Annotated in this window: 20 protein-coding genes and 1 pseudogene; 9 read left to right on the top strand and 12 right to left on the bottom strand. The window is 68.6% G+C overall.

All coding sequences use genetic code 11. The features are described from left to right. Positions 1-128: pseudogene (locus ASJ79_RS33595) on the top strand (hypothetical protein); the annotation flags it as partial. 71 nt (positions 129-199) lie between these two features. Here the strand turns inward: ASJ79_RS33595 and rsmH are convergent. From rsmH to ASJ79_RS00910, 3 genes are all read right to left on the bottom strand, one after another. Then, positions 200-1,348 carry a 16S rRNA (cytosine(1402)-N(4))-methyltransferase RsmH gene (gene rsmH, locus ASJ79_RS00920; RefSeq protein WP_197420034.1) on the bottom strand — a complete coding sequence of 383 codons (1,149 nt, stop codon included), beginning with the start codon at positions 1,346-1,348 and terminating at the stop codon, positions 200-202. Beyond that, on the bottom strand, positions 1,323-1,757 hold the full coding sequence (locus ASJ79_RS00915) for a division/cell wall cluster transcriptional repressor MraZ (protein ID WP_003933051.1): 435 nt from the start codon (positions 1,755-1,757) through the stop codon (positions 1,323-1,325). The genes rsmH and ASJ79_RS00915 overlap by 26 nt, the downstream gene beginning before the upstream one ends. Positions 1,758-2,056: 299 nt before the next feature. Then, positions 2,057-2,458, bottom strand: a complete 402-nt coding sequence (locus ASJ79_RS00910; protein ID WP_067952371.1) for a DUF3040 domain-containing protein — start codon at positions 2,456-2,458, stop codon at positions 2,057-2,059. A 238-nt stretch (positions 2,459-2,696) separates the two neighbouring features. Between ASJ79_RS00910 and ASJ79_RS00905 the strand changes: the two genes are divergently transcribed. The 4 genes from ASJ79_RS00905 to ASJ79_RS00890 all read left to right on the top strand — a co-directional run bounded on the left by ASJ79_RS00905 (position 2,697) and on the right by ASJ79_RS00890 (position 6,714). Further along, positions 2,697-3,287 carry an N-acetyltransferase gene (locus tag ASJ79_RS00905; protein WP_067952370.1) on the top strand — a complete coding sequence of 197 codons (591 nt, stop codon included), beginning with the start codon at positions 2,697-2,699 and terminating at the stop codon, positions 3,285-3,287. A gap of 27 nt (positions 3,288-3,314) precedes the next feature. Next, positions 3,315-4,010 (top strand): DUF3153 domain-containing protein, encoded by a 696-nt coding sequence (locus ASJ79_RS00900; protein WP_067952369.1) that lies wholly within the window; start codon positions 3,315-3,317, stop codon positions 4,008-4,010. Between the two features lie 78 nt (positions 4,011-4,088). Beyond that, positions 4,089-5,168 (top strand): bifunctional (2E,6E)-farnesyl/geranyl diphosphate synthase, encoded by a 1,080-nt coding sequence (idsA2, locus tag ASJ79_RS00895; protein WP_067952374.1) that lies wholly within the window; start codon positions 4,089-4,091, stop codon positions 5,166-5,168. A gap of 4 nt (positions 5,169-5,172) precedes the next feature. Next, positions 5,173-6,714 (top strand): alpha-(1->6)-mannopyranosyltransferase A, encoded by a 1,542-nt coding sequence (locus ASJ79_RS00890; protein ID WP_067952368.1) that lies wholly within the window; start codon positions 5,173-5,175, stop codon positions 6,712-6,714. On the opposite strand, the gene ASJ79_RS00885 is transcribed toward ASJ79_RS00890, so the two are convergent. Continuing rightward, on the bottom strand, positions 6,635-7,039 hold the full coding sequence (locus tag ASJ79_RS00885; protein WP_067952367.1) for an Rv2175c family DNA-binding protein: 405 nt from the start codon (positions 7,037-7,039) through the stop codon (positions 6,635-6,637). The two genes, ASJ79_RS00890 and ASJ79_RS00885, sit on opposite strands and share 80 nt — an antisense overlap. A 54-nt stretch (positions 7,040-7,093) precedes the next feature. Here ASJ79_RS00885 and ASJ79_RS00880 point away from each other — a divergent pair, with 54 nt between their 5' ends. Continuing rightward, positions 7,094-8,275: a protein kinase gene (locus tag ASJ79_RS00880; protein ID WP_067952366.1), complete on the top strand. Its 1,182-nt coding sequence runs from the start codon at positions 7,094-7,096 to the stop codon at positions 8,273-8,275. Positions 8,276-8,298: 23 nt separating this feature from the next. On the opposite strand, the gene ASJ79_RS00875 is transcribed toward ASJ79_RS00880, so the two are convergent. Genes ASJ79_RS00875 through ASJ79_RS00865 form a run of 3 tightly spaced genes read right to left on the bottom strand, consistent with a single transcriptional unit; the run spans position 8,299 to position 11,110 of the window. Then, positions 8,299-9,687, bottom strand: coding sequence for a class II 3-deoxy-7-phosphoheptulonate synthase (locus ASJ79_RS00875; protein ID WP_067952365.1), 1,389 nt, complete (start codon positions 9,685-9,687; stop codon positions 8,299-8,301). 33 nt (positions 9,688-9,720) lie between these two features. Beyond that, on the bottom strand, positions 9,721-10,218 hold the full coding sequence (locus tag ASJ79_RS00870) for a polyadenylate-specific 3'-exoribonuclease AS (protein WP_067952364.1): 498 nt from the start codon (positions 10,216-10,218) through the stop codon (positions 9,721-9,723). Between the two features lies 1 nt (position 10,219). Then, complete coding sequence (locus ASJ79_RS00865; RefSeq protein WP_067952363.1) at positions 10,220-11,110, bottom strand: hypothetical protein; 891 nt, start codon at positions 11,108-11,110, stop codon at positions 10,220-10,222. 84 nt (positions 11,111-11,194) lie between these two features. On the opposite strand from ASJ79_RS00865, the gene ASJ79_RS00860 reads away from it, so the two are divergent. Next, positions 11,195-12,469: a glycosyltransferase family 87 protein gene (locus ASJ79_RS00860; RefSeq protein ID WP_067952362.1), complete on the top strand. Its 1,275-nt coding sequence runs from the start codon at positions 11,195-11,197 to the stop codon at positions 12,467-12,469. 57 nt (positions 12,470-12,526) lie between these two features. Here ASJ79_RS00860 and ASJ79_RS00855 read toward each other — a convergent pair whose 3' ends face one another. From ASJ79_RS00855 to ASJ79_RS00835, 5 genes are all read right to left on the bottom strand, one after another. Beyond that, positions 12,527-13,252, bottom strand: a complete 726-nt coding sequence (locus tag ASJ79_RS00855; protein WP_067952361.1) for a 1-acyl-sn-glycerol-3-phosphate acyltransferase — start codon at positions 13,250-13,252, stop codon at positions 12,527-12,529. 85 nt (positions 13,253-13,337) lie between these two features. Next, complete coding sequence (locus ASJ79_RS00850) at positions 13,338-13,736, bottom strand: hypothetical protein (RefSeq protein ID WP_067952373.1); 399 nt, start codon at positions 13,734-13,736, stop codon at positions 13,338-13,340. Then, positions 13,733-15,007 carry an ArsA family ATPase gene (locus ASJ79_RS00845; RefSeq protein ID WP_067952360.1) on the bottom strand — a complete coding sequence of 425 codons (1,275 nt, stop codon included), beginning with the start codon at positions 15,005-15,007 and terminating at the stop codon, positions 13,733-13,735. The genes ASJ79_RS00850 and ASJ79_RS00845 overlap by 4 nt, the downstream gene beginning before the upstream one ends. A 4-nt stretch (positions 15,008-15,011) precedes the next feature. After that, positions 15,012-15,449, bottom strand: coding sequence for an SRPBCC family protein (locus ASJ79_RS00840; protein WP_067952359.1), 438 nt, complete (start codon positions 15,447-15,449; stop codon positions 15,012-15,014). Positions 15,450-15,523: 74 nt separating this feature from the next. Then, positions 15,524-15,913, bottom strand: coding sequence for a polyketide cyclase / dehydrase and lipid transport (locus ASJ79_RS00835; RefSeq protein WP_067952358.1), 390 nt, complete (start codon positions 15,911-15,913; stop codon positions 15,524-15,526). Between the two features lie 119 nt (positions 15,914-16,032). On the opposite strand from ASJ79_RS00835, the gene ASJ79_RS00830 reads away from it, so the two are divergent. Then, on the top strand, positions 16,033-17,841 hold the full coding sequence (locus tag ASJ79_RS00830; RefSeq protein WP_067952357.1) for a long-chain fatty acid--CoA ligase: 1,809 nt from the start codon (positions 16,033-16,035) through the stop codon (positions 17,839-17,841). Positions 17,842-17,935: 94 nt separating this feature from the next. Beyond that, positions 17,936-18,089: ATP-binding cassette domain-containing protein (locus ASJ79_RS00825; RefSeq protein ID WP_231750674.1), on the top strand; the 154-nt coding region annotated here is incomplete at its 3' end.

The raw sequence follows: 18,089 nt of genomic DNA, 5'->3' as shown, positions 1-18,089 counted from the left end.
CGACCGCAGAGTTCGACGGCGGACTGACCGTACTGACCGGCGAGACCGGTGCCGGCAAGACGATGGTCGTCACCGGTCTGCACCTGCTCGGGGGCGCGCGGGCCGACGCGACCAAGGTGCGTTCGGGAGGACTGGGCGGACCGTGCCGAGCGGGAGGGCACCGCCCCGGTCCTGCGTGCCGGCTTCTTCGCCTTCATCGCTACTGTCCTCCCACTTTCTCCAACGCGCGCAACCGGACCGGGGCGCTTCTGGGATTACGTTCGATCTCCTCGGCGTCGGCGCGTTCGGCGCCCCGGGTCAACGCGACGAACCTCGGGCCGTGGCCGGGCAGTTCGACCGGCAGGCCGGGCGGTGTGCGCGACGCGGTGGCGGCGGCGAACTCGGTCTTGACGATCCGGTCCTCCAGCGACTGGTAGGCCATCACCGCGATCCGCCCGAGTGGACGCAGCACCGCGAGCGCGGCCGGGATCGCGAGCCGCAGTGAGTCCAGCTCGGCGTTGACCTCGATGCGCAGCGCCTGAAAGGTGCGCTTGGCGGGGTGACCGCCGGTGCGCCGGGCGGGGGCCGGGATGGCCTGGTAGAGCAGCTCGACCAGCTCTCCGGTCGTCTCGAACGGCGCGACGGCGCGACGCCGCACGATGTGGGAAGCGATCCGGCCGGCGAACTTCTCTTCGCCGTATTCGCGCAGCACCCGTGCCAGCGCCTTCTCGTCGTAGGTGTTGAGCACCTGCGCCGCCGTCAGGTCCGAACCGGCATCCATCCGCATGTCCAGCGGCGCGTCGGCCGAGTACGAGAAACCTCGTTCGGCCCGGTCGAGCTGCATCGAGGAGACTCCGAGGTCGAACAGCACCGCGTCCACTCCGGTTGCGGGGCTGCCGCTTTCGGCGGCGGCCTGCTCGACCGCCTGCTCGATGCCGTCGTAGCGGGTGCGCACCAGCGTCACCCGTGCGCCGAACGGCGCCAGCCGCCGCCCCGCGATCTGCAGCGCGTCGGGATCCCGGTCGAGGGCGATCACCTTCAGTGCGGAGAACTGCGTCAGGAAGCGCTCGGTATGTCCGCCGGCCCCCAGGGTGGCGTCGACGAGCATGGCGCCCGTGCCGTCGGGGGCCGTCCGGGTCAGGGCCGGGGCGAGCAACTCGACACAACGGTCGAGAAGGACCGGGACATGAGGCTGGTCATCCACCATCACTGCGCTCTGCGGGATCGGGGCGGCCCCTGCAGTGAGGTCCCTGTCCGAGAGCGCGGACCTGACGTCGGGGAAGTACGTCAGGGCCGGTTCGGGCAGAGGCCGCACTGCACGGGCCTGCGGGCCGGTGGCCAGATCAGAGAATGTCGCCGAGTGCTTCATCGCTGGCCGCGGAGAAGTTCTCTTCGTGAAGCTCCTGGTATTCCTGCCACGCCTGGGCGTCCCAGATCTCCAGGAACCCGATCGAACCCGTCACCACGCAGTCCTTGGTCAGGTTGGCGTAGCGGCGGTGTTCGGCGGACAGCGTGATGCGGCCTTGTGAATCCGGGTACTGCTCGTCGGTGCTCGCGGCCAGGTTGCGCAGGTAGGCGCGGGCCTGGGGATTTCCGCGCTTGGCCCGGGCGGAGATGTCGGCGATCATCTCCTCGAACTCGGCCCTGGGGTGGACAGCCAGGCTGTGATCTTGGCTCTTGGTGACCATCAACCCTCCTGCCAGCGCATCTCGGAATTTGGCGGGCAACGTCAGTCGCCCCTTGTCGTCGAGCTTTGGCGTGTAGGTGCCGAAGAACATCTCGTCACCTCGCAGACCTTGCTCAAGCCTTGCCTCAACGGAACCCCGGTCGCTCCGTTGTCCGCCACTTTACCCCACAATCCCCCACTTTGCTCCAAAAATCCCCGCGAGTGTCGCTGTCTCACCCACTTCAGGACCAGCGGTCAGGGCTTCTGCGCCATCCCCACGATGGAGCGGGACCGAAATCGCGGTAAAACCGCAGCTCAGAGTCGGAACCCCACGTCGCACCCGGCGGTGGGGCGTTGTGGGGCAAAAAAGAAGGGGCAGCCCTACGGGCTGCCCCTGATCAGGAGATCGATTTACTCGTCGAAGCGACGGCGGAAGCGGTCTTCCATCCGGCTGGTGAACGACCCGCCGCCACCCTTGACACGCTTCTGGCGGGCCGGCCCGCCGTCATTGGGCAGACGATCGCCCTTGGCGACCCGCGGGCCGGTGATCGCGAAGACGACACCACCGAACATCACGATGAAGCCGATCACCGACAGGATCGGGAAGCTGCCGATCATCGTGGCTTTGAACGCGACGCCGGACACCAGCATCGCCAACCCGACGACGAAGAGGGCGGCCCCTTGCAGACGGCGCCGTGTCGAGGGGGCGCGCAGAGTTCCGCCACGGACGCTGGACGCGAACTTGGGGTCCTCGGCATAGAGCGCGCTCTCGATCTGGTCGAGCATGCGCTGCTCATGATCGGAGAGTGGCATTCGTCCCTCCCTCTTGCCGTGGGGGCGTCGCAGTCGTTCGAAAACACGGTTGCCCGTTCCTACGGGCACTTAACACTAATGATACGAGCAGAATCTGAGCCGTACCACCTAGTTCACCCGACGATTCTATGACGTACACCTCCGACGGCGGCCACCAGCTCGCCCATCGGACGCCCGCACGACAGTGCGGCCGATAATAGATGTCGGCCACACGTTCACCTTCAGGAGGGGCAGACACTTGGCGGCACGTCTGATCGATCTGTCGCCCAGCGATATGCAGCAGCGCCTCGGCGATGCGCTGGCGGTCTACGTGGATGCGATGCGGTATCCCCGCGGCACCGAGGATCAGCGCGCGTCGATGTGGCTCGAACACATCCGCAGGAGCGGCTGGAAGGCCGTCGCGGCGGTCGAGGTCCCCGACTCCACCGACCCCGGCGAAGCGGCCGCGGCCGCCCCGATGCTCGGCATCGCGTACGGCTACTGCGGGGCCCCCGACCAGTGGTGGCAGCAGCAGGTGGTGTCCGGGCTGCAGCGCAGCGGCGCCGACCGAGCGCACATCGCCGCGCTGATGACCAGCTACTTCGAGCTCACCGAGCTGCACATCCACCCGCGGGCGCAGGGACGCGGGCTGGGCGAGGCGTTGATCCGGCGCCTGCTCGACGGCCGCCCCGAGCAGCACGTGCTGCTGTCCACCCCGGAGATCGTCGGCGAGGACAACCGAGCCTGGCGGCTCTACCGTCGCCTCGGCTTCACCGACGTGATCCGCGGCTACCACTTCGCCGGCGATCCCCGGGCGTTCGCCATCCTGGGCCGCTCACTACCACTCTGAGCGGGACCGATCTGGCACGATGACCAGGTGCTGACCCGTCACCGCACCCGCAGACGTCTCTTCGCACTGGTGTTGCTGCTGTTGGTCGTCGCGCCGTCGCTGATCGGCTGTGTGCGCGTCAGGGCGTCGATCACCGTCTCGCCGGACGACCGCGTATCCGGGCAGATCATCGCTGCGGCGATCCCGCGCGACGACAACGACACCGGCCCTCAGTTGCTCAACAACCTGCCGTTCGCGCAGAAGGTCGCCGTCTCCGAGTACAGCCGCGACGACTATGTCGGTTCCCAGGCGGTGTTCTCCGACCTGACCTTCGCCGAACTGCCCCAGCTGGCCGGCATGAACCGGGACGCCGCCGGCGTGGACATCTCGTTGCGGCGCGCCGGCGACCTGGTGATCCTCGAAGGGCGGGCGGACCTGACGTCACTCAGCGATCCGGAGGCCGACGTGTCCCTGTCGGTCGCGTTCCCCGGCGAGGTCACCTCCACCAACGGTGAGCAGATCTCGTCGTCGGTCGTGGAGTGGAAGATGCGGCCCGGGGTGGTGAGCACCATGAACGCCCAGGCCCGCTACACCGACCCCAGCGCACGGTCGTTCACCGGCGCCGCGATCTGGCTGGGCATCGCCTCGCTGGTGGTCGCCGGCGTCATCGGGTGGTTGGCGTACGTCAACCGGGATCAGTCGCCGCGGCCCGGCGACGCGCAGGACCCGGCTCGACAACCCTGAATCACTCGCTTACCGACCACAGGCTCTACGCTGAGCACTCGGGGGCGTGTGCACAAGAGAAAGGGGCGCCCGCTGAGCGTGGATGCAACGGCACCGTCAGCCGTCGAGCTGGCAGCGGCCGTCACCGAACAGCTGCGTGAGTATCTCCGGGAGCGCCGCCGCGACGCCGCGTACATCGGAACGGATTACGCGGTACTCACCGAGGCCGTCGAGGAGTTCGTGCTGCGCGGCGGTAAACGGCTGCGGCCGGCGTTCGCGTACTGGGGCTGGCGTGCGGTCGCCGGGTCCGAACCCGGGCCCGAGGCGCTGCGGCTGTTCTCGGCGCTCGAGCTGCTGCACGCCTGCGCGCTCGTCCACGACGACGTCATCGACGCCTCCGCCACCCGGCGGGGACTGCCGACCGTGCACCGCATCTTCGCCGACCGCCACCGCAACAACAACTGGTTGGGCGACTCCGAGCAGTTCGGCCTGTCCGCGGCGATCCTGCTGGGCGACGTCGCGCTGGTGTGGGCCGACGACATCGTCGCCGGAGCCGAGATCGGCGCCGATGCCCACCGCCGCGTGCAGCGGGTGTGGGCGGCCATCCGCACCGAGGTGCTGGGCGGCCAGTACCTCGACATCGTCAACGAGGCCAGCGGCGCGGAGACCGTCGCGTCGGCGTTGACCGTGAACATCTACAAGACCGCGTCGTACACGATCTCGCGGCCGCTGCAGCTCGGCGCCGCCGCGGCCGCCGATTGCCCGGAGGTGCTGTCGGCGTTCCATGAGATCGGCACCAGCCTCGGGGTCGCGTTCCAACTGCGTGACGACGTACTCGGCGTGTTCGGCGACCCGGCCGTGACCGGTAAACCGTCCGGCGACGACCTGCGGTCCGGCAAGCGCACGGTGCTGCTGGCCGAGGCGATCGAACTCGCCGAGAAGCACGACCAGATCGCGGCCAAGCTGCTGCGCACCTCCATCGGCACCGAACTGACCGACGCACAGGTCAAAGAGGTGTGTCTGGTGATCGAGTCGGTCGGGGCCCTTGCCGCTGTCGAAAGCCGCATCGACACCCTGACCCGGCGGGCGCTGGAGGTCCTCAACACCGCGCCCATCGACGTCCAGGCCAAGGCCGGGCTGGCCGATCTCGCCAGATTGGCCGCGAACCGGTCCGCCTAGGAGCATGACGACACCCACGCTCCGGGACCTCAAGGACTTCACCCTGTCCCCGCAGGCGCGTCCCGCGCTCGTCGGCGCGCTGGGCGCGACGCTGATCACCGCCGGGGCCACCGGCGCGGGCAGCACCCGGCTCAACGACCCGCTGCTGGAGTCGATGCACCTGTCGTGGTTGCGGTTCGGCCACGGTCTGGTGGTCTCCTCGCTGCTGCTGTGGACCGGTGTGGCGCTGATGCTTCTGGCGTGGCTGTGGCTGGGCCGCCGGGTCGTCGACCGCACCGCCACCGAGTACACGATGAAGGCCACCACCGCGTTCTGGCTGGCCCCGTTGCTGCTGAGCGTTCCGGTGTTCAGCCGCGACACCTATTCCTATCTCGCGCAGGGCGCGCTGCTGCGCGACGGATTGGACCCCTACGTCGTCGGCCCCGTCGAGAACCCGAACCCACTGCTGGACAACGTCAGTCCGATTTGGACGACGACCACCGCACCGTACGGACCGGCGTTCATCCTGGTCGCGAAGTTCGTCACGATCCTGGTCGGCGACGATGTCGTCGCAGGAACCATGCTGCTGCGCCTGTGCATGCTGCCCGGCCTGGCGCTGCTGATCTGGGCCGCACCGCGGGTCGCCCGCCACGTCGGCGCCAGCGGCGCCGCCGCGCTGTGGATCGGTGTGCTCAACCCGCTGGTGATCATCCACCTGATGGGTGGCGTCCACAACGAGATGCTGATGGTCGGGCTGATGATGGCCGGCATCGCGCTGTGCCTGGGCGGGCGCAACCCGTGGGGCATCACCTTGATCGCGGTCGCCGTCGCCGTGAAAGCCACGGCGGGACTGGCGCTTCCGTTCATGGTGTGGGTCTGGGCCCGGAGGCTGCGCGACCGCCGCGACTTCACCCCCGTCAAAGCTTTCGCCGCCGCGACCGCGGGTTCGGTGGCGATCTTCGTCGCGGTGTTCTCGGTCATGTCGCTGGCCGCCGGCGTGGGCCTGGGCTGGCTGACCGCGCTCGCCGGTTCGGTGAAGATCATCAACTGGCTGACCATCCCGACCGCCACGGCCAATCTCCTCAACTCGGTGGTCGGTCTCGTCGTGCCGGTGAACTTCTACGCGGTGCTGGAGACCACCCGCATCATCGGCATCGCGATCATCGCGATCTCGGCGCCGCTGCTGTGGTGGCGGCACCGGCACACCGACCGCGACGCGCTGATGGGCATCGCCCTGGTGATGGGCGTGGTCGTGCTGTTCGTCCCCGCGGCGCTGCCGTGGTACTACACCTGGCCGCTGGCCGTGGTCGCCGCGCTGGCCACGTCACGAAAGTCGATCGCGCTGATCGCCGGATTCTCGACCTGGATCACCGTGATCTGGCGGCCCGACGGGGCGCACGGCATGTACTCATGGGGGCACGTGCTGCTCTCGCTGGCGTGCGCGGGCGTCGCCTGGTACTGGCTCGCCAAGGCTCCGGAGAGTCCGGTCAGTACGCCATCGCCTGCGCGCGACGAACCACCTCACGAGCCTGATGCGAATGCAACGCATCGACCGGCCGGGCGTTAGCCTGCTGCTCGGTCGAGCCGTCCCGGCGGATCGTCAGTGACGGGTCCGGCGTGAAAAGCCACCGCACGATCTCGGTTTCGGTGTAGCCGCCGTCGCGCAACACCACCAGGAGCCCGGACAGACTCTTGACCACGTGCCCGTTGGCATCGAAGAAGATTTTCGGCACCACGACGATCCCCCCGCGCCGCACCGCGACCAGGTGCCCCTCGCGGAGCTGCTGATGGACCTTGGTCACCGCGATGCCCAACAACTGCGCCACGGCAGGCAGGTCGTAGACGGCTTCGTCGGGGTCCAGGACGTCGTCGGCAGTCGGAATGCTGCTCATCGCACAAAGTCTAGGCGGCTCGGCGGGACAACTGCGGCGATCCCGCCTCGTACCATGAAGCCGATGGAGACCTACCAGCCCGCCGGCCCGCTGTCGGGGACCGTGCTGGACGGTCGCTACCGGGTCGACACGCTGATCGCCACCGGCGGCATGTCCGGGGTGTACCGCGCGCTGGATCTGCGGCTCGACCGCCCCGTCGCGCTGAAGATCATGGACTCCCGCTACGCCGGTGACGAGGACTTCCTGACCCGTTTCCAGCGGGAGGCGCGGGCCGTCGCGCGGCTGAAGGATCCCGGCCTGGTCGCGGTGTACGACCAGGGCATCGACGGGCATCACCCGTTCCTGGTGATGGAGCTGATCGAGGGCGGCACATTGCGGGAGCTGCTGCGCGAACGCGGCCCGATGCCGCCGCACGCGGTGGCCGCGGTGCTGCGGCCGGTGCTCGGCGGGCTGGCCGCCGCGCACGCCGCCGGGCTGGTGCACCGCGACATCAAACCCGAGAACGTGCTCATCAGCGACGACGGCGACGTGAAGATCGCCGATTTCGGACTGGTCCGCGCGGTGGCCGAGGCCAAGATCACCGCGACCAGCGTGATCCTCGGGACCGCGGCCTACCTGTCCCCCGAGCAGGTCGCCACCGGTGACACCGACGCCCGCGGGGACGTCTACGCGATCGGGATCCTCGTCTACGAAATGCTCACCGGGCGCACCCCGTTCGCCGGCGACACCGCACTCGCAGTGGCCTATCAACGCCTGGAGCGCGACGTCCCGCCCCCTAGCACCGCGATCCAGGGCGTGCCAAGGCAATTCGACGACCTCGTGCAGTGCGCCACCTCGCGCGACCCGGCCGGTCGCTTCGCCGACGCCGCCGAGATGGCCGATCAGCTCGAGACCGTCGTCCGCGAACTCGACCTCCCCTACTTCCGGGTGCCCGCGCCCCGCAACTCGGCGTCGCACAACTCCGCGAGCATGCTGACCGAGCACACCCACCGTGTGGTGGGCCGGGACACCAAAGTCTTCACCCGCGACGAACTTCCCGTCGACGACGGCGACGAGGACGACGAATACGCAACGGGCACAGGGCGATTCGCCGGAATCGAGCTGGAGGAGTTCTACTGGGCGCGGCAACGCTCCCGACGGGTGCTGTTCTTCTGGGTGGTCGCGGTGATCACGCTGGCCGGTCTGGCCGCCGCCGGGGCGTGGGTCCTCGGCACCAACCTGCCCAACCTGCTCTGACCGCGGAGCATCTCCGCCCCTGTCTAACCGCGGAGCATCTCCGCGACCAGGAACGCCAACTCCAGCGACTGCTGCGTGTTCAACCGCGGGTCACACGCGGTCTCGTAGCGGCCGGCCAGGTCGGTGTCCGAGATGTCCTGTGCACCACCGAGACACTCGGTGACGTTCTCGCCGGTGATCTCGACGTGGATGCCGCCCGGGTGGGTGCCCAGCGCGTGGTGCACCTCGAAGAAGCCCTGCACCTCGTCGACGATGCGGTCGAAATGACGCGTCTTGTAACCGGTCGAGGACTCGTGGGTGTTGCCGTGCATCGGATCGCACTGCCAGACCACCTGATGACCCGACGCCTGCACCTTCTCGATGATCGGGGGCAGCACATCGCGCACCTTGCTGTTACCCATCCGGCTGACCAGCGTCAGCCGGCCCGGCTCGTTGTTCGGGTCCAGGCGCTCGACGTACTCGACGGCCAGCTCCGGCGACGTGGTCGGACCGATCTTGATACCGATGGGGTTCGCGATCACCTCGGCGAACGCGACGTGGGCGCCGTCGAGCTGACGGGTGCGCTCACCGATCCACACGTAATGCGCTGACAGGTCGTAGAGCTTCACGTCGTGCTCCGACTCGGAGTGCATGCGCAGCATCGCCCGCTCGTAGTCGAGCACCAGGGCCTCGTGGCTGGCGTAGATCTCGGCGGTGTCCAGATTGCGGTCGTCGACGCGGCAGGCACTCATGAAGTGCAGCGCGCGGTCGATCTCCGCTGCCAGCGCCTCGTAGCGCGCGCCGGCAGGCGAGGTGCGCACGAACTCCCGGTTCCAGTCGTGTACCTGGTGCAACGAGGCCATCCCCGACGACGTCAGCGCCCGCACCAGGTTCATCGCGGCACTGGCATTGGCATACGCGCGCACCAGACGCGACGGATCGTGTTCGCGTATCGCGGCATCCGGGGCGAACCCGTTGATCATGTCGCCGCGGTAAGACTTCAGGCCCAGCGCGTCGACGTCGGCCGACCGGGGTTTGGCGTACTGCCCCGCGATGCGGGCCACCTTGACCACAGGCATGCTCGCGCCGTAGGTCAGCACCACGGCCATCTGCAGCAGCGTGCGGATATTGGCGCGGATGTGCGGTTCGGTGTTGTCGACGAACGTCTCGGCGCAGTCGCCGCCCTGCAGCAGGAACGCCTCCCCGCGTGCCACGTCGGCCAGTTGCGACTTCAGTCGTTCGATCTCCGACGGCACCGTGACCGGCGGCACACTCTCGAGTACCTTGCGCATCGCGGCGGCCTGACCGGCGTCCCAGGAAGGCTGCTGCAGCGCCGGCCTGGCGAGGGCGGCGTCGAGCCGTTGCCGCAGGTCCTCGGGCAGCGGCGGGAGCGCAGGCAGCTGATCGATGGGCACGTCGACGGTCCAGTTCACCCGTTTATCGTAACCGCGGCGCAAAACCCCATTTCACAGCGCGGCGGCCGACCCACCTTCGGTGATGAGGCGGTAGCGGAACAGGTTGTGCTTGGCGTCGACGAGCGCGTCGTGCGCGTCGCGCGGACGCGGCGGCATCCGGGGACTGCCGCGCTCCTCCCAGAACTGACGGAGTTCCCGGGTGAAGCGGGGCATCGCGGGCGGCAGGTCGGTCATCGGCCCCCACAGCTGGCACAACACGACATGGTCGTAGGCACCCACCCAGGCCCACAGCTCGATCGGCTCGTCCCCGTCTATGCCGAAGAAGTCCTCCAGCTCGGTGCGGATCTGCCGGCGTGAGCGCCACAACGGCGACGCCGGTGACGGCAGCTTCGGCAGCACGTTCTTGCGCACCCAGCGGCCGGCCCGGTCCGGATCGAATTCGGTTGAGATGGCGTAGTATTCGCGGCCGTCTTCGGCCGCCACCCCGATGGAGATCAGCTCGATGGTACGGCCGTTGTCGATGAACTCCGTGTCGTAGAAGAACCGCAAATCAGGGGACTTTCTGCTCGGCGGGCTCGCGGTCGCCCGGTGCGGGCGCGGCGTGGATCTCGCGGTCGAGCTGCTCGTCGACCAGGGCGTCGTCGGGGAACCTCGGCATGCCCGCGATCGCGTCCTGCAGCCACAGTTTGGCCTGCACGACCGGCCGCCGCAGCCAGCGTTCCCGTTCCAGTGCACGGTGCATCTTGCGCGGCCGCCTGGTGTAGCGCCAGCGCGCCCACGGTGCGTGCGGGCGGGACAGCCTCACCGCCCCCACGAACAACAACGGAGTGATAAACATCCCCACCAACCCCGTCCACACCTTGCCCTTGAGCAGCACGACCACCGCCAGTGCCAGCGTCAGCACCGCCGCCACCACCACCAGCGTGCGGGCGGCGACCGAGTGGTCACTCTGCCAGATGTCGACATCGAAGAACGACAGCGGGCTGAAACCCATGATGAGCAGGCCGGCGACGGCCACCGCGACGAACACGGCGTCCACCGACGTGCGCCCGTCCTCGGCCCAGTACACGTCCGACAGGTGCAGGATCAGCGCGAACTCGTCGAGCACCAGCGCCGCACCGATCCCGAAAAGGATTGACGCCGCGGTGAACTCGGGTACACCACCGTTGACAGCAAGCGTCACCATCGCGATGCCGGAGACCATGACCAGAATCACACCGAACACCACGTGGTGGATGTGCAGGCCGCCACCGGCCGAGATGTTGCGCGGCTGCCACCATTTACGGGGCGCATCGCTGTCGGCGTGGCTGCGGATGTACCGCACGATCGTGCGGGTGATGAAGAACGTCAGGATGAACGCCACCAGGCAGCAAACCAGCGGTAGCCGCGACGGCGGTAGCTGTGTCAAGAAATCGAAGTCAACGTCCAGATCCGGGCGCACGCTGAAAACTTACGCCGACCTGCGTGTGTCGCGACCGGGATACCCGACGACGCGCCGATCGGCACCGATAGTCTGGTCGACGACATGAGTAATCGGCGGTCGCCCGGGGGGCCAGGTTGGATGCCGAGGCTTGCGTGGCGGCTGTTCCAGATTCTGACGCTCGCGGCGCTGGCCGCGGCGGGGTGGCGGCTGCTGGGCCACATTCCCTACCGGATCGACATCGACGTCTACCGGATGGGCGGACGGGCGTGGCTCGACGGTCAGCCGCTGTACGCCGACGGGGTGATGTTCCAGACCCAGGGTGGCCTGGAACTGCCGTTCACGTACCCGCCGCTGGCCGCGGTCGCGTTCGCGCCGTTCGCGATGCTGTCGCTGGAGGCCGCCAGCGTGGCGATCACGTTGACCACGCTGGTCCTGCTGCTGATCTCGACGGTGATCGTGCTGACCCGGCTCGACGTCTGGCCGGACACCCGGATCACCGGCGAACCTGCCTGGATGCGCAGGTGCTGGCTGGCCGCGGCGATCGTCGCCCCCGCGGTGCTGTACCTGGAGCCGCTGCGCTCGAACTTCGACTTCGGCCAGATCAACGTCGTGCTGATGACGCTGGTGATCGCCGATTGCGTGCCGCGGCCCACCCCGTGGCCCAGGGGCGTGCTGCTGGGGCTGGCGATCGCGGTGAAGCTGACACCGGCGGTGTTCCTGCTCTACTTCCTGCTGCGCCGCGACACCCGCGCGCTGCTGGTCACGGCCGCCTCGGCGGTGGTGGCGACGCTGGCCGGCTTCGCGTTCGCCTGGCGGGACTCCTGGGAGTACTGGACCGAGACGGTCAGCAACACCGACCGCATCGGGACCGCGACCCTGAACACCAATCAGAACATCGCCGGTGCGCTGGCCAGGCTGGGGCTGGGCGAGGGTGAGCGGTTCGTGGTGTGGGTCGCGTTGTGCTTCGCGGTGCTCGCGCTCACGGTGTGGGCGGTCCGGCGGGCGTTGCGCGCCGAGCAGCCGGTGCTGGCGCTGATCTGCGTCGCGATGTTCGGCCTGGTCGTCTCCCCGGTCTCGTGGTCACATCACTGGGTATGGGCGCTGCCCGCGGTGTTGGTGACCGCTGTGCTGGCGGTGCGGTCACGCGATGTCGTGCTCGGGGCCGTCTCGGCGGCCGGCCTCGCGCTGATGGTGTGGACGCCGATCTCGCTGCTGCCCGAGCACCGGGAGACCACCGCGTCGTTGTGGCGGCAGCTCGCCGGCGGGTCCTACCTGTGGTGGGCACTCGCGGTGATCGTCGCCTGCGGCACCGTGGCCCTGCGCGGGGCCGGACGGGAACCGGCCGAAGCGCAGACAACCGAAGCCGTCAAAGCCTGAGGCTCAGCCGGCTTCTGCCCCATTGCCGGCTCAGCCGGCTCCGGCCCCATTGCCGGCTCAGCCGGCGGCGGATTCGGGCAGTCGGGTCGGCGGCTTCACGGCCGCATCACCTTTTCCCCGTTTGATGTCGGCCGCGTAGAGGTCGACGTACTCCTGGCCCGACAGTCGCATCAGCTCGTACATCACCTCGTCGATGACCGCACGCTCGATGAAGCGGTTACCGGCGAGCCCCTCGAAGCGGCTGAAGTCCATCGGGGCGCCGAACTTGACCTGCACGCGCCCGAACCGCCACATCTTGCTGCCCGGCGGATTCACCACATCGGTTCCGATCATCGCGACCGGAATCACCGGAACCTGGGTCTGCAGTGCCAACCGGGCCAGCCCGGTCTTGCCCTTGTACAGGCGGCCGTCGGGCGACCGGGTGCCCTCCGGATACATGCCGAGCAACTTGCCCTCGGCGAGGATGCGTTCCGCGGTGTTGAGCGCGGCCTGCGCACTGTCGGCGTCGGTGCGGTCGATCGGCACCTGCCCGGCAACGGTGTAGAACCAGCGGGTGAACCAGCCCTTGAGGCCGGTTCCGGTGAAGTACTCGGACTTCGCCAGGAAGGTGATGCGCCTGCTGACCACCAGGGGCAGGTAGAAGCTGTCGGCGACCGCGAGGTGATTACTGGCCAGGATCACCGCACCGGACTGCGGAACATGTTCCAGCCCTTCGACTTTCGGCCGACCGAGCAGGGTCAGCAACGGCCCCATGAAGATGAACTTGAACAGCCAGTACCACATGGACCCTCCGGATCACCGACCGCGGCGCGGTCAATATGTCTGCGACAACTTTACCCACGCGCTGTGTGTGCGACCACAGCTGCGCCTATTCTTCGACCCTCACCGGGATGTGCTGGTAGCGGCCGGGCGATGGCGGCTCCGGCGGACCGTCCGGATCCGGCGGTCCGGGCGCATCGGGCGGCGGCCCGTCGGGTCCGGGGGGCGTCTCCGCGCCGGTCCTTTCGATGTCGTCGAGCATCGCCTTGAGCACCGTCAGCAGCGCGACGCTGTGTTCGGCGACCACGGTGAGCAGCGGATGCTGCTCCCCCGAGATCAGCGCGGCCAACGCGCACACCGGACACCACATCTGCTGGCAGCGGCCCGGCCCGCTGCCGGCCGCCTGAGCGCGGGCCGCGGCGAGGCGAACCGCGGGGTCGAGTTTGTCCAGGATCGACTGCGCGAGCTGACGCAGTTCGGGCCCCAGGTCGGAGTGAGCCCTACTCAACGCGGCCACACCTCCGGGTCGGGTCGGAATCGCACGGTCAGCTCGCTGCCGCGGAGCTGGGCGCCGATGACGGTGCACCGCCGCAGTACCGACGCGAGGCGCACCCGGCGCCGCATCCCGCCGGCGCCGATGATCAGGTCATCGTCGACCCTACCCAACGACAGCGCCGAGGAGTCGACCTGCGGCAGGTCCAGCCGCAGCCGGTACACGGCGTCGAGCCCGCTGCCCGACTCGCGGTCGACGATCGGCCGCAGCGGACCCGGCGGCGGCGCCCCGTCCCTGCTGCGCGCGGAGTCGAGCAGTTCACCCAGCGCCTTGGCGCCGATCGGCTCACCGGAGACGTGCGGCACCATCACCAGCGCGACGTCGCCGATGTCGCGGTCGAGTTCGTCGAGCACCGCCCGCTGCTCGGAGATCCGTTCCGAGTACCAGTCGAAGGCCGGATGAGCGGGCAGGTTACGGTATTCGAACGAATCATCTTGCACCAGAACCTGATTGACGATGAGCTCGGCCACCCTCACCCCCATCAACGACAACGCGCCGAGCGTGCGCACCGCCTCCGCCGCGACCACCCGTTCCGGCGTCATCACCAGATGGGCGCTCACACGGGACCCGTCGGTGAGCAGCGTGCCGAGCTGACCTGTGCCCGCCGCTACCCGTTCGAGCAGATCCACCACGGCCACCGACCGGGCGTCGTCGGAGCTCGTCAACCGGCGATGCCTGGGCCAGGCGCGCTCCAGGTACAGCGAGAAGGCCGCGGGCAGCGTCAGCATGCGCATCGCGTCGGCCGTGGAGGCGCAGTCGACGACCACCAGATCCCACCGGCCGCAGCTCGCGAGCTCACCGACCTCGTGCAGACCCAGCACTTCCTGAACCCCCGGCAGCGCCGAAAGCTCTTCTGGGGCAATGTCTCCGATGTCGGACCCGGGGAATCGCGCGGCGAGCGGACCGGCGATCGTGCGCCAGCGCTCGGAGAGCAGCGCCAGCGTGTCGAGGGCCAGCGCGTCGAGAGACCCGCCGCCGGCGTCTGTCGTGTCGAGGTCGGTGAGCACCCGGGTCGGGAGTCGCAGACCCGTCGGGACGAGGCTGACGCCCAGCACGTCGCCGGTCGAGTGCGCCTGGTCGGTGGACACCACGAGCACCCGCGCGCCGGTCCGGGCCGCGCGCACGGCGGTGGCCGTCGCCAACGTCGACTTGCCCACGCCGCCCTTGCCGACGAACAGACTGATCCGGGCCACCGGGGAAGTGTTACCCGCGTCGGCGGCGTTCATGCGCTCAGTCAGCCTCGACTCGTTTCTTCAGGTCCTTCAGTGCGGTGTCGGTCAGCCGGCGCTCGGCCTTGCGCTTGAGCAGCCCGATCATCGGGATGATCAGGTCGACGGACAGCTCGTAGGTGACATCGGTGCCAGATCCTTTCGGCGCCAATCGATATGCACCGTGCAGCGACTTGAGCAGCGCGCTCGAGACCAGTGACCAGGTCACCGAGTTGCGGTCGGCGGGCCATTCGTAGGCCAGCACCATGGTGTCTTTGAGCACCGCGGCGTCCAGTACCAGCCGGGCCACCTTCGGATAACCGTCGTCGTCGACCTCGAGAACCTCGGTCTCCTTGTACTCGGCGACCCAGTCCGGGTACGAACCGATGTCGGCGATGACGTCCATCACCGTCGAAGGATCGGCATCGATGTAGATCGTCTGCGCCGTCTTGTCCGCCACTGGAACCTTCCCTGCCGTGGTCTGGTCGCTGGCCAGAAATCTACTCCCCTCGAACCGGCTCTGGCCGCCATACGTCAGGCCGGCCGGGACACCCCGACCGGGCGGTCGGCCTCCAGCCTGCGCTTGATCTCGAAGGCCATCTCCTTGCCCGCCACCCGCCTGCGATGGTTCATCTTCGCCAGGTTCATCTTCGCCAGGTCGTGCGCCGCGGCCCCGGACGGCTCGGCGTGCAGGAAGTAGTGCAGAATGACCCCGTCGAGCATCTTCTCCAGCCAGACCTCCATGGTGCCGGTCAGCGCACCCGTCACCGTCCAGCGCTGCCCCAGCTCTCCCCTGTCCTGGGCGACGACGAGACGCAGGTCAGGCCACCAGCGCGACCAGCTCGCCTTGTCGGCGACGGCCCGGCCGACCGCGGCCGGATCGGCGGCGATGAACGTCTCGTCGGCGATCTGGATGCTGTTCATGACTGACAAGCTTCACACACGCGGACCCGTTGCACCGAGCCGGCCGATGTCGAACTATTACGCTGGACACAGCTCGTCGATTTGTCGAGCGCATTGAAATTGAGAGGGCTTCTACTCCGATGACTGCGCGCGAGTTCAGCGTTCCGGCACCTTTCACCGTCGACGAGCACGACAACATCGTCAGCGCCGTCTACACCCATGAGCGCGACGACCCGGATCACGTGATCATGCAACGGCTCGTCGACGGCAGCTGGGTGGACGTCTCCAGCCGACAGGTGGCCGATCAGATTCGCTCAGCCGCAAAGGGTTTGATTGCCCAGGGTGTCCAGGCCGGCGATCGCGTGGCGCTGCTGTCGGCGACCCGCTACGAGTGGCCGATCCTCGACTTCGCGATCCTGTCGATCGGGGCGGTGACCGTCCCGATCTATGAGACCAGCTCGGCCGAGCAGATCCAGTTCGTGCTCAGCGACTCCGCCGCTGTGGCCGCGATCGCCGAGACGGACGCCCACGCCGGCCGCATCGAGGCGCTGCGTGACAAGCTGCCGGCGCTGCGCAAGGTCTACGTCGTCGACGGCGCGGGCACCCCGGCGCTCGACGAGCTCGCCGAGGCGGGCAGCGCCGTGGACGCCGCCGAGGTCGACCAGCGGGTCGCCGCGATCCGGTCGGCCGACCCGGCGACACTGATCTACACCTCCGGCACCACCGGACGCCCGAAGGGGTGCCAGCTGACGCACTCCAACCTGCTCTACGAGATCCGCGGCGCCAAGGCCTGCTTCCCCGACCACCTCGCCAAGGGTGAGAAGCTGCTGGTGTTCCTGCCGCTGGCCCATGTGCTGGCCCGGGCCCTGACCATCGGCGCGTTCGCCAACGGGGTGACGCTGGGGTTCACCAGCGACATCAAGAATCTGGTGCCGATGTTCGCCGTGTTCAAGCCGACCCTGGTGGTGTCGGTGCCGCGGGTGTTCGAGAAGGTGTACAACACCGCCGAACTGAACGCCGAGAACGGCGGCAAGGGCAAGATCTTCGCCGCCGCGGCCGAGACCGCGATCCAGTGGAGCAAGGCCCAGGATACGGGCGGTCCGGGCCTGCTCCTGCGGCTCAAGCACGCGGTGTTCGACAAGCTCGTCTACGGCAAGCTGCGCGCCGCGCTCGGCGGGCACTGCCACGCCGCGATCTCCGGCGGCGCGCCGCTGGGCGCCCGGCTGGGCCACTTCTACCGCGGCGTCGGCCTTTCCATCTACGAGGGCTACGGCCTGACCGAGACCAGCGCGGCCATCACCGTCAACCGGGTCGGCGACCTTCGGGTGGGTTCGGTCGGCAAGCTGTTGCCGGGCAACAGCATGCGCCTCGGGGAGGACGGTGAACTCCTGGTCAAGGGCGGCGTGGTGTTCCAGGGCTACTGGGGCAACGACGAAGAGACCACGGCGGTGTTCAGCGACGGCTGGTTCCACACCGGCGACCTGGGCTCGATCGACGAGGACGGCTTCCTGACCATCGTCGGCCGCAAGAAGGAGATCATCGTGACCGCGGGCGGCAAGAACGTCGCGCCGGCACTGCTCGAAGACCGGCTGCGGGCCCATCCGCTGATCAGCCAGGCGATGGCGGTCGGTGATCAGCAGCCGTTCATCGCGGCGCTGATCACCATCGACCCGGAGGCGTTCCCCGGCTGGAAGGACCGGCACGGCAAGGACGCCGGCGCCGCGGTGGCCGACCTGGCCGACGACCCCGACCTGCGCGCCGAGATCGAGCTCGCGGTCAAGGAAGCCAACCAGGCCGTCTCGAAGGCCGAGCAGATCCGCAAGTTCCGCGTGCTGCCGGTGGACTTCACCGAGGACACCGGTGAACTGACGCCCACCCTGAAGGTCAAGCGCAAGGTGGTGGCCGAGAAGTTCGCCGCCGACATCGACGCGCTGTACAGCCGGGACTGAGTCAGAGAAGGCGGGCCAGGCGCTCGGCCTGCCTGCTCCACCGCCAGGTGTCGAGCACCCACTGGCGCCCCGCGGCACCCATCGCCGCGGCGCGGTGACGCGGTGCATCGACGGCGGCGATCTCACCATCTCGGGCGAGACCTTCGGCGCCGTCGTCGGCCCCGCCGGCAGCGGCAAGACCACGCTGCTCAACATCGTGTCCGGCATCGAGACCCACACCTCGGGGCAGGTCCGGCTGCGTGCCGGAT

Origin of the sequence: Mycobacterium sp. NAZ190054 (assembly GCF_001545925.1) — a bacterium.
Taxonomy (GTDB): Bacteria; Actinomycetota; Actinomycetes; order Mycobacteriales; family Mycobacteriaceae; genus Mycobacterium.
This window is presented reverse-complemented; position numbering and strand designations above follow the sequence as displayed.

Coding starts and splice junctions, on each gene's coding strand:
- ASJ79_RS00890 (WP_067952368.1), top strand. CDS start 5,173: ATGACGACACCCACGCTCCGGGACCTCAAGGACTTCACCCTGTCCCCG.
- ASJ79_RS00860 (WP_067952362.1), top strand. CDS start 11,195: ATGAGTAATCGGCGGTCGCCCGGGGGGCCAGGTTGGATGCCGAGGCTT.
- ASJ79_RS00885 (WP_067952367.1), bottom strand. CDS start 7,039: ATGAGCAGCATTCCGACTGCCGACGACGTCCTGGACCCCGACGAAGCC.
- ASJ79_RS00910 (WP_067952371.1), bottom strand. CDS start 2,458: ATGCCACTCTCCGATCATGAGCAGCGCATGCTCGACCAGATCGAGAGC.
- ASJ79_RS00830 (WP_067952357.1), top strand. CDS start 16,033: ATGACTGCGCGCGAGTTCAGCGTTCCGGCACCTTTCACCGTCGACGAG.
- ASJ79_RS00835 (WP_067952358.1), bottom strand. CDS start 15,913: ATGAACAGCATCCAGATCGCCGACGAGACGTTCATCGCCGCCGATCCG.
- ASJ79_RS00855 (WP_067952361.1), bottom strand. CDS start 13,252: ATGTGGTACTGGCTGTTCAAGTTCATCTTCATGGGGCCGTTGCTGACC.
- rsmH (WP_197420034.1), bottom strand. CDS start 1,348: ATGAAGCACTCGGCGACATTCTCTGATCTGGCCACCGGCCCGCAGGCC.
- ASJ79_RS00845 (WP_067952360.1), bottom strand. CDS start 15,007: ATGAACGCCGCCGACGCGGGTAACACTTCCCCGGTGGCCCGGATCAGT.
- ASJ79_RS00880 (WP_067952366.1), top strand. CDS start 7,094: ATGAAGCCGATGGAGACCTACCAGCCCGCCGGCCCGCTGTCGGGGACC.
- ASJ79_RS00915 (WP_003933051.1), bottom strand. CDS start 1,757: ATGTTCTTCGGCACCTACACGCCAAAGCTCGACGACAAGGGGCGACTG.